Raw genomic sequence first — 10,261 nt, 5'->3', positions numbered from 1 at the left:
CACCACGCCAACACAACCCTACCTACCAGAACCGCCCGGCCCCCCCGCCGCCCCCCCCCCCCCCCCCCCCCCCCCCCCCCCCCCCCCCGCCCCCCCCCCCCCCCAGCGAGCAGGTCGTCACCGACCTGCTCGCCACCGTCCCGGTGCTCCGCGGACGCTGACGGTGCGCGGCCCGGTGGCGACCGCGCTCGCCACGTTGACGCTCCGGGGCCGCTGCCTGGTGGCCGCCGGGCTGACCCTGCTCCTCCTCGGCGTGCTGCTCGGCGAGCGCCCGCTCGTGCAGGTCGCGCTCTTCGTGCTGGCGCTGCCACTGCTGTCGGCGGCGGCCGTCGCGCGGCACCGCTTCCGGGTGGCCACCCGGCGGACGGTGGTCCCGGCCCGGGTGCCCCGGGGCGGGTCCGCCGAGGTCCGGCTGGACGTCACCAACGCCGGGCGCGGGACCGGCGGGCTGTGGCTGCTGGCCGAGACGGTGCCCGCCGACCTCGGCCCCTCCCCGGAGTTCGTCGTCGACCGGCTGCCCGGGGGCGCCACCACCGCCCTGCACTACCGCGTCCACGGCGGGCGCCGCGGCCGCCACCGGCTGGGCCCGCTGCGCCTGCGGCTGGTCGACCCGTTCGGGCTCGTGCTCCGCAGCGTCGCCGGCACCGACAGCGCCCCGCTGGTCGTCGTCCCCCGGGTCGTCCCGCTCGGGGGCGGCGGGCCGGCCGGCGGGCACGGGGGCGGCGCGTCCGGCGCGCGCCGGTCGATCGCCGTCCACGGCGAGGACGACGTCAGCACGCGGGCCTACCGGCACGGGGACGACCTGCGGAAGGTGCACTGGCGGGCCACGGCGCGCACCGGCGAGCTCATGGTGCGGCTGGAGGAGCGCCCGTGGCGGGCGCAGGCCACCCTGCTGCTGGACACCCGGGCGCGCGCCCACCTGCTGCTGCGCGGGCACGCCGCGGCGGCCCAGGCCGCCGCCGTGACGCCGGACTCCCCACCGCCGGACAGCTTCGAGTGGCTGGTCGAGGCGGCCGCCAGCATCGGCACGGAGCTCCTCGCCCGCGGCGCGACGCTGCGGGTGGTCACCGACGCCTTCGAGCTCGCCCCGGACGAGCACCGCGACGGGCTGGGGCCCGGCGTGCTGCTCGACCGGCTCGCCGGGGTGACGCCGTCGCGGCTGACCGGCCTGGGTCCCGGCATCGACCTGCTGGCGCGCGCCGCCGGCGACGGGCCGGTGGTCGCCCTCCTGGGCGCGGTCGGCCCCGACGAGGCCGCCGAGCTGGTGCGCGCCCGCTCCGGGCCCTCGACCGACGTCGCCGTCCTCGCCGACCTCGGCAGCTGGGCCGACGCCGGCGCCCCTCGCGGCCGACGCTCCGTTCCGGCTGCCCACTCCGAGCTGGCCCGGCAGCAGGAGGCCGCCGCGGACCTGCTGCGTGCCGGTGGCTGGCAGGTCGCGACGGCCACGGCCACGACCTCCGTCGCGTCGGTGTGGGCCCAGCTGGGCCGGCCGGTGACGGCGAGGCTCTCCGGGGTGTCGGCGTGAGCGGGCTCCGCGAGGTCGGGACGACCCTCGCCGCAGCGGTCGCCACCGCGCTGGGCGCCCTCGCGCTGGTCCCGGTCTACACCGACCGCAGCTGGCTGCCGCCGGTGCTGGCCGCCGTCGCCGTCGTCGCCGTCGGCGGGCTGGTGCTGCGCGGCGCCGGCGCGCTGCTGGAACGCCGGCTGTTCGGGGACCGGCCCGCCTCGGGCGTGTGGGTCGCCCTCGGCGTACCGCTGGTGCCGCTCGGCCAGCTGGCCCTCCTGCTGTGCCTGCTCACCGCGCTGTTCGCCCCCGCTCGGGCCGCGGCCGGGTGGCTGCCGACGGGCGAGAGCGGCGCCGACCTCGTCTCGGTGCTGGTGGACGGGACGGCGGAGCTGCGCGAGCAGTCCACCCCGGCGCTGCCGCTGACCGGCCTGCTCGCCCTGACCACGGTGATGGTGGGTCTGGTCGCGGTCGTGGTCGACCTGGTGGCCGTCGGCGGCCGGCAGCCGGCCCTGGCCGGCCTGGGGCTGCTGGTGCTGTTCTGCGTCCCGGTGAGCACGGTGACCGGGACGATCGGCGTCCTGCCCGTGGCCGCCCCCGCGGCGGGCCTCGCGCTGCTGCTGTGGGCCGACCAGCACCGGCGTCTGGGCGGGCGGTCGGCGGAGGGCAGCCGCCCGCTGCTGGGCGCCGGCACGCTGACCGCCGTCCGCACCGGGGTGGTCGCCGTCGTCCTCGGGCTGGTCGTCGGCGCCGTCGTCCCCACGCTGACCGAGGGCACCTTCGCCGGCGGGATCGGCGGCGCCGGCGGCGGCGCGACCGGGACGGCGCTGGACCCGGCCGCCGCGCTGCAGGGCCAGCTGACCCTGCCCGAGCCGATCGACCTGCTGCGGGTCGACGCCTCGGTGGAGGACCCCGGCTACCTCCGGGTGGTCGCCCTCGAGGTCTACGACACCGATGACGGGTGGACCGTCGGCAACCTCGACGGCGAGGCCTCGGTCGCGGGCAACGACGAGCTCGCCCCCCTGCCCGGACGGCGCGACGGCCGGCCGGTCGACGCGCTGATCACCGCCCTCGGCCACGAGGACCGCTTCCTGCCGGCGCTCTACTCCCCCCTCGCGGTGCAGGTCGCCGACCCCGACCGCTGGCGGTTCGACCCCGCCACGGCCACCGTGTTCGGCCGCGACACGACCACCACCGGCCGGACCTGGTCGGTGGTCTCGGTCCAGCCGCGCCCCAGCGAGGAGGAGCTGTCCACCGCCGGGGACCTGCCGCCGGAGCTGCCGCTGGTCCAGCGGTACACGGCCCTGCCGCCGCTCGACCCGGAGGTGCAGGAGCTGGTCGCCCGGCTCACCGACGGGCGCAGCGCCCCGTACGCGCGCGTCCGGGCCCTCTACGACTACCTCACCGACCGGGACAACGGCTTCGTGTACTCGCTGTCCACGGCCCCCGGCACCACCGGCGACGACCTCGTCGACTTCCTGCGGCTGCGGCGCGGCTACTGCGAGCAGTACGCGGGGGCGATGGCGGTCCTGGTGCGCGCGGCCGGCGTGCCCGCCCGGGTGGTCCTCGGCTACACCCCCGGCACCGTGCAGCCCGACGGCAGCCGGCTGGTGACCAGCAGCGACGCGCACGCGTGGGTCGAGGTGTACTTCGACGACCTGGGGTGGATCCCCTTCGACCCGACCCCGATCGACGTGGACCGGGCGGTCGAGCTGCCGTGGTCGCCGCGGGTCCAGGACCAGGAGGCCGACCCGCGCACCGACGTGACGACCGCGCCGCTCCCGGCCCCGGTCACCCCGACGCCGCGGGTGGACCGCGCGCCCGCGCCCACGCCGGTGGCGCGGCAGGCCGACGAGTCGGCGGAGTGGGTGCGGCCGGTGCTGCTCGGCGCCGCCGGGGTGCTGGGCGCGGCGGCCCTGGTCGCCGTCCCGGCGGGGCTGCGTGCCCTCCAGCGGCGGCGCCGGCTGGCCGGTGGGGACCCCGCCGCGCTGTGGGACGAGCTGACCGCGACGGCGCTGGACGTGGGGCTGACGGGGGACCCCGCGCGCACCCCGCGCCAGACCGCCGAGCAGCTGGCCGCCGCGGTCACCGAGCGGGGCGCGACGGGCGGGGCGCACCGGACCTGCGGCCGACGCGGTCGCGCTCCGCACGCGGCCGACGCCGTCGCCCGGCTGGCCCGCGCCGAGGAGGCGGCCAGCTACGCGCGCCCGGGCAGCGCGCCGCCGGCCGGTCCGGAGCTGCGGGCGGCGCTGGCCACCGCCCGCTCCGCCCTGCTGTCGACGGCGCCGCGGCGGACCCGGCTGCGGGCCGTGTTGTGGCCGGCGTCCCTCGTGGGCGGCCTGCGGAGCCGGGTGTCCCGGCCGGCCCTGCGGCTGGGCCGGCGGACGGCGCTGCGCGGCTGACGCCGGCCGCTCAGTCCGGGCGCTCCACCTGCAGGCGCAGGATCCGCTCGGTGAGCTCGGTGAGGGGGACCGTCCGGGCGCCGTCCCCCGCGGAGACGACGGCCGCGGGAACCCCGCCGTCCAGCCAGTCGGGGATCTCGTCCAGCAGGGTCTCGAGGTCGAGGAAGACCGGCGCCTCCTCGGCGTCGGCCGCGGACCCGACCTCGGCCCTGGCCAGCTCCGCGGTGGTCCACAGCGGGACGACGTCGCGCCCGTCCTCGCCGGTCCAGGGGACGATGCCGTCGGCGTCCCCCCAGCCCCACAGCCCGCCGGCGTCGGCCAGGCCGCGCCACACCGGGTCGGTCACGGCCTCTCCTCGCCGGCGCTCGTCGCCGCCGTGACCGGCGGTGCCGTGCTCATGCGTGACCTCGCGAGCTCGGTCACGTCTCTCCTCCTCGCAGGTCTCGGTCCCCGACGCGCGACAGCCGCCGTCCGGGCGGACGGCGGCTGTCGCGGAGGGACCCTCGGGCTACTGGTCGTAGCGGCGGCGGAAGCGCTCCTCGAGCCGGTTCTTCAGCGGCTGCCGGCGGGGCTTGCCGCCGCGGCCGCGGGCCGCCGGGCCGGCGGCGGGTCCGGCGGAACCGGCCTCGGCCACACCGGTGGCGTTCTTGTAGTTGAGGACGGCGAGCGCCAGTCCGCCGAAGGCGATCAGGAAGCCGAGGACGCCCAGCGGCACCCACGACGCCACGGCGCCGCCCACGAGGACGGCCATCCCGACCAGGACGAGGAGAGCGCCCAGCTGCAGTCTGCGGCGGGCCTTGATCCGGCGATCACCGGTGCGGACGGACGAGGCGAACTTCGGATCGTCATCGACGAGGGCGCGCTCGATCTGCTCCAGCAGTCGCTGTTCGTGCTCGGAGAGCGGCACGTCGACCTCCAGGTGGGCCAAAGCCAAGACCCGACGGCGGTGCCCGCCGTCGGTGACAACGAGGATACGAGCCCTTCGCGGGGCGCGAAAGGCGAGTCGGCGCCGACCCGCCGTGATCACTCGCGGGGGTGGGACGGCACCTCCCGGAGAGACGAACGGGCGCCGCCGCGGGTTCCTGGACCGGTCACCGGACGGACGGGCCGCCGCGGTGCAGGAGGGTCGCCGGGCGCACCGCGCCGGCCCCGAACCGGCGGGCGGCCCGGTCGGCGGCGAGCTCTGCCTCCCGGCGGCCGCGCTCGCGGGCCCCCAGCTCCAGTTGCCGCGGCGCGGAACCGGCCTCGACCAGCCGCTCGGCGCGCACGCCGACCAGCCGGATCCGCGCCCGCTGCAGGCCCAGGGCGTCGAACAGGGCGCGGGCGGTGTCGTAGAGCTCCTGCCCCACGTCGGTGGGGACCCCGAGGGTGCGGGAGCGGGTGATCGTGGTGAAGTCGGCGAAGCGCACCTTGATGGTCACGGTGCGGGCCAGCCAGCCGGCCGAGCGCAGCCGGCCCGCCGTCCGCTCGGACAGCCGCAGCAGCTCGCGGTGGATGACCGCCGGGTCGTCGACGTCGGTGCCGAAGGTCTCCTCGTGGCCGGTCGACCGCTCCGGCTCGTCGGGCACCACGCGGCGGGGGTCGCGGCCCCACGCCAGCTCGTGCAGGTGGGTGCCGGCGGCCTGGCCCACCGCCCGCTGCAGGGTGCGCATCGGCACGTGGGCGAGGTCGCCCACCGTGCGCAGCCCCAGCCGCACCAGCACCTCCTCGGTCTTGGCGCCCACCCCCCACAGGGCGCCGACCGGCAGCGGGTGCAGGAACGCCATGACCTCGGCCGGGCGGACGACGAGCAGCCCGTCGGGCTTGGCGCGGGTGGAGGCCAGCTTCGCGATGAACTTGGTGCCCGCCACGCCCACCGAGCAGGTGATGCCCTGCTCGTCGTAGACCCGGGCTCGGAGGTACTCCCCGATCTCGGCGGCGTCGCCCAGCCGGCGCCCGGCGCCGGAGACGTCGAGGAACGCCTCGTCCATGCTCAGCGGCTCGACGAGCGGGGTGATGGAGCGGAACAGCGCCATGACCGCGCGGGAGACCTCGCTGTAGAGCGCCATGTCCCCTGGCAGCACCGTCGCGGTCGGGCACAGGCGCAGCGCCCGGGAGGTCGGCATCGCGGCGTGCACCCCGTAGCGGCGGGCCTCGTAGGTGGCCGAGGTGACGACCCCGCGGTTGCCGGCCCCGCCCACGATCACCGGGGTGCCGGCCAGCTCGGGGTGGCGGCGCACCTCGACGCTGGCGAAGAACGCGTCCATGTCGACGTGCAGCACGGTGCAGCCGGCGGCGCGGGCGGACTGGCTCATGACCCCTTCCCGACCTCGAACACGTGTTCGAAGGACGGGAGGACGGTAACGCCTCCGGCACGGTGCGGGCACCTCCACCCCGTGTCGTGACCGACCCGTTGCCGACCCGCCGTTCCCGCTGGTCGGACCGGGCGTGTGAGAGCAGGATCGGCGAGGTACAGCACGCCCGGAGGGCCACCACCCGGTGGTCCACCACCGATCTGATCGGAGACCCATGGCGCTCGACGACGATGACATGACCACGGCCGGCGTGGGCGACGGCGGCGCGGACGGCGGCGCCGACGGCGGGGCCGGTGACGGCGGGGCCGACGGCGGCGCGGACAGCGGCGCGCACGGTCCGGCCGACGGCGGCGCGGCCGGTGGCGGTGCCGACGGCGGTGCCGACGGCGGTGCCGATGGTGGTGCCGACGGCGGGGCGGACGGCGGGGCCGATGGTGGTGCCGACGGCGGGGCGGACGGCGGCGCCGATGGTGGGGCTGACGGCGGCGCGGACGGTTCCGCCTGACCGAGAAGCCCACCGCGCAGGGCCGGCCGGAGCTCCGGCCGGCCCTGCGTCGGTGCACCGCCCTCGACCCGCAGGTCTTCGCGCGGGAGTACTGGTCGCGCCGGCCGCTCCTCACCCGCGCCGAGGAGACCGGCGGGTCCTTCGCCGACCTGCTCGACCTGACCGCGGTCGACGAGCTGCTCTCCCGGCGGGGGCTGCGCACCCCGTTCCTGCGGATCGCCAAGGACGGCGCCGTCGTCGACCCCAAGCGGTTCACCACCTCCGGCGGCGCCGGCGCCGAGATCGCCGACCAGGTCTCCTCCGACGCGGTGCTGCGGCTGTTCGCCGACGGGAGCACCGTCGTCCTCCAGGGCCTGCACCGGCTGTGGCCGCCGCTGATCGAGTTCGCCGACCAGCTCGCCGCCGACCTGGGGCACCCGACGCAGGTCAATGCATACGTCACCCCGCCGTCCTCGCGCGGGTTCTCCCCGCACTACGACGTGCACGACGTCTTCGTGCTGCAGGTCGCCGGCGAGAAGCACTGGCGCATCCACCAGCCGGTGCTGCCCGACCCGCTGCGCACCCAGCCGTGGAACGACCGCGCCGCCGCCGTGGCCGCCGCCGCCGAGCGCGAGCCGGTCATCGACGCGGTGCTCCGTCCCGGCGACGCCCTCTACCTGCCCCGCGGCTACCTGCACTCGGCGGTCGCGCTGGGCGAGATCAGCGCCCACCTGACCATCGGCGTGCACCCGGTCACCCGCTGGGCCGCCGCCGAGTCGGTGCTCGACCTCGTGCGGGTGCTCGCCGCCGAGGACCCCGCGCTGCGCGGCTCCCTGCCCCTCGGCGTCGACCTCGCCGACCCGGCGGCGGTCACCGACGACGTGACCGCGGTCGTGGCCGGCCTCAAGGAGTGGCTGGACCGGGTCGACCCGGCCGAGGTCGCCGACCGGCTCCGGTCGCGGACCTGGGCCCAGGTGCGGCCCGAGCCCGTCGCCCCGCTGGCCCAGGCCACCGCCGCGGCGGCCCTCTCCCCCGACACCGTGCTGCAGGTGCGCCGACGGCTGCGCTGCCGACTCCAGGAGCCGGTCGACGGGCGGGTGACGCTCGTCGCCGGCCGGCGGTCGCTGGAGCTGCCGGCCGACACCCGTCCGGCGCTGGCCGGGCTGCTGGCCGCGGGCGAGCTCAAGGTGGCCGACCTGCCCGGCCTGGACGCCGCCGACCAGCTCACCCTGGCCCGGCGGCTGGTCACCGAGTCGATCGCGGTCGTCCCGGACGCGGCCGCACCGGACGCCGTCGTCGGGGGTGCGTCCGGCAGGCACGATGAGGACCGTGACCGCACGCCCGGGACCGGACCGTGAGCCGGGTGGGCCGCCGGGCGTGACGGACCCCACCGACTTCTGCCGACCGGCGGAGGCACCCGGACGCCCGGTCGGCCGGATCGCCGAGGACCGCTGCTCGGTGCGGGCACTGGCCCGGGGGGACTCGGCGATCGCGACGGCCTCCCCGGCCCAGCGCTGGCTGCTCATCGAGCAGGCCGGGCCGTGGGGCGTCGACGCGCTCACCCAGTCCCGCTTCGACACCGCGGTCGCCCGGCGGCTGGCGCACCGCGCCCGGCTGGAGAACGTGCGGGTGCTGATGGTCCGCCGGCCCGGGGAGCGGCCGGCCGACGCGCAGCGGCGCTGGGCCTACGTCGACGGCCGGCCCGGGCGCGAGGGCCTGTGGTGGTCGGCGCGGGTCGACGACGGTGAGCTGGTCGACGCGCCCTGGGACGGCTCGGTCGGCGCGCCCGCCGAGGGGCCCACCTACCTGGTGTGCGCGCACGGCGGGCACGACGCCTGCTGCGCGCTGCGCGGCCGCCCGCTGGCCCAGGTGCTGCCCGCCGCGGACGTGTGGGAGTGCAGCCACCTCGGCGGGGACCGGTTCGCCGCCAACGTGCTGGTGCTGCCGCACGGCTTCTACTACGGGCAGGTGCCCGACGACGGCGGGGTGCTGGTGGCCGCGCACGCCGACGGCAAGGTGGCCCTGCCCTGGCTGCGGGGCCGCGCGGGCTGCCCCCCGCCGGTGCAGGCCGCGCAGCACACCGCCCGCGGGGAGCTCGGCCTGCTCGACGTCGACGCGCTCCCACCGCGGGGCGTGCGCCGGCTGACGCCGGCCGGTGCCGAGATCGAGCGGTGGGTGGTGACCCTCGCCGGCCCGGACGGCGACGTGGTGGCCGAGGTCGAGAGCCGGCCGTCGGAGGAGGCCGCCCGGCTGACCTGCCGGGCGACCCACGAGGCGCACACCCGGAACTGGTCGGTGCGGCTGCTCTCGGCGGTCTAGCGGATCAGGCCGCCGCGTCCTGCGCCGGCGGGACGACGCCGTGCTCGGCCAGCGTGCCGTACACCGTCTGGGCCAGGGCCCCGATCTTGTCCTCGTCCGGTCGGCTGTTCAGGTTGACGGCCACGATCAGGCCGGAGTCCGGGAAGTAGGCGTGGAGGGCCCGGAAGCAGAGCGTCGCGCCCTCGTAGAACCAGAACGTGCCCAGGCCGTCGGCGGTCATCTGGGCGACCCCGAGCCCGAACCCCCGGGGGTCGGACGAGGACGTCGCCTCGATGGGCTGCCCCGTCGCGGTCGACACGAGGCTCTCCAGCTCCTCCTGCTGCTGCGGCGGCAGGAGCTCCCCCTCGTAGAGCGCGCGCTCCCACCGCGTCATGTCCGCGGTCGTGGCCAGGATGCCGCCGGCGCTGCGCGCCCAGGACAGGCTGTCCCGGCTGACGTCCTGCCCGAACAGCGGGGTCATCTCGGGTTGTGCGGTCTGCACGTAGTAGGCGGCCGGCATGCGGTCGGCGATCCGGTCGGGGTACAGGTGGGGGCGGTAGTAGGTGTCCTCGAGGTCCAGCGGCTCGAAGAACCGCTCCGTGAGCTGGTCCTCGTAGCTGTCCCCGGTCACCTCCTCGACGATCAGCTCGGCGAGGACGTAGTTGGTGTTCGAGTAGCTGTACCCGGTGGTCGCCGGGACGCCGTCCACGTACGCGACCAGCTCCTCCGGCGAGAAGTCCCGCAGCGGGTCGGCGGCGTAGTCGGAGAGCCAGGCCGGCTGGTTGTCATAGGTCGGGATGCCACTGGTCATGTCCAGCAGCCGCCGGATGGGGACGTCGGCCCACTGCGGGTACTGCGGCAGCCAGTCGGTGACGGTGTCGTCGATCGAGAGGCGGCCCTCGGCCTCGAGCTGCAGCAGGAGCACCGAGGTGAACGCCTTGGTGTTGCTGCCGATCTGCCACAGGGCGTCCGGTTCCACCGGCACCGACCCGCCGAACTCCGTCGTCCCGGCGCTGACGTCGATGGTCGCCTCCTCGCCGGGGAGGTTGACGGTCAGCCCGGCGGCGGACACGTGCTCGGCCGCGCCGCGATCCTGCAGGTACGTCTCAAGGTCCGCCCGCAGGTCGTCCACGAGGGCGGGGGCGGCGCTGCCGACGGCCGGGGCCGCCGCGGCGGGTGCCACGAGGCCGGCCGTCACGAGGGACACCGCGGCGACCGGCACGCAGGCCAGGCGGGCGCGGGGAGGGACGAGGCGTGCGCGTCTGGTGGTCATCGCGGA

At 77.3% G+C, this 10,261-nt stretch carries 9 protein-coding genes; 5 read left to right on the top strand and 4 right to left on the bottom strand.

What is annotated here, in order from left to right; translation table 11 throughout:
• Window positions 1–175: 175 nt before the first annotated feature.
• Window positions 176–1,525 carry a DUF58 domain-containing protein gene (locus ACI782_RS19740; protein ID WP_456911788.1) on the top strand — a complete coding sequence of 450 codons (1,350 nt, stop codon included), beginning with the start codon at window positions 176–178 and terminating at the stop codon, window positions 1,523–1,525.
• Window positions 1,522–3,906 (top strand): transglutaminase-like domain-containing protein, encoded by a 2,385-nt coding sequence (locus tag ACI782_RS19735; RefSeq protein ID WP_456911787.1) that lies wholly within the window; start codon window positions 1,522–1,524, stop codon window positions 3,904–3,906. Before ACI782_RS19740 ends, ACI782_RS19735 begins: the two co-directional genes overlap by 4 nt.
• 10 nt (window positions 3,907–3,916) lie before the next feature.
• On the opposite strand, the gene ACI782_RS19730 is transcribed toward ACI782_RS19735, so the two are convergent.
• The 3 genes from ACI782_RS19730 to dinB form a co-directional block, all read right to left on the bottom strand.
• Complete coding sequence (locus ACI782_RS19730) at window positions 3,917–4,252, bottom strand: hypothetical protein (protein ID WP_456911786.1); 336 nt, start codon at window positions 4,250–4,252, stop codon at window positions 3,917–3,919.
• A 162-nt stretch (window positions 4,253–4,414) separates the two neighbouring features.
• Window positions 4,415–4,813, bottom strand: coding sequence for a DUF3040 domain-containing protein (locus ACI782_RS19725; protein WP_456911785.1), 399 nt, complete (start codon window positions 4,811–4,813; stop codon window positions 4,415–4,417).
• A gap of 184 nt (window positions 4,814–4,997) precedes the next feature.
• Entirely contained in the window at window positions 4,998–6,200 is a 1,203-nt protein-coding gene (dinB, locus tag ACI782_RS19720; RefSeq protein ID WP_456911784.1) for a DNA polymerase IV, read from the bottom strand.
• A gap of 214 nt (window positions 6,201–6,414) precedes the next feature.
• Between dinB and ACI782_RS19715 the strand changes: the two genes are divergently transcribed.
• The 3 genes from ACI782_RS19715 (at window position 6,415) to ACI782_RS19705 (ending at window position 9,003) form a co-directional block, all read left to right on the top strand.
• On the top strand, window positions 6,415–6,705 hold the full coding sequence (locus ACI782_RS19715) for a BatC protein (RefSeq protein WP_456911783.1): 291 nt from the start codon (window positions 6,415–6,417) through the stop codon (window positions 6,703–6,705).
• Window positions 6,706–7,013: 308 nt separating this feature from the next.
• Window positions 7,014–8,042, top strand: coding sequence for a cupin domain-containing protein (locus ACI782_RS19710; protein WP_456911782.1), 1,029 nt, complete (start codon window positions 7,014–7,016; stop codon window positions 8,040–8,042).
• 19 nt (window positions 8,043–8,061) lie between these two features.
• Complete coding sequence (locus ACI782_RS19705; RefSeq protein ID WP_456911781.1) at window positions 8,062–9,003, top strand: sucrase ferredoxin; 942 nt, start codon at window positions 8,062–8,064, stop codon at window positions 9,001–9,003.
• Between the two features lie 4 nt (window positions 9,004–9,007).
• Here ACI782_RS19705 and ACI782_RS19700 read toward each other — a convergent pair whose 3' ends face one another.
• Window positions 9,008–10,255: a serine hydrolase domain-containing protein gene (locus ACI782_RS19700; RefSeq protein ID WP_456911780.1), complete on the bottom strand. Its 1,248-nt coding sequence runs from the start codon at window positions 10,253–10,255 to the stop codon at window positions 9,008–9,010.
• Window positions 10,256–10,261: the final 6 nt, after the last annotated feature.

Source organism: Geodermatophilus sp. SYSU D00703 (assembly GCF_054050155.1).
The sequence above is the reverse complement of the archived record's forward strand: the minus strand, read 5'-3'. Positions and strand labels throughout refer to the sequence as shown.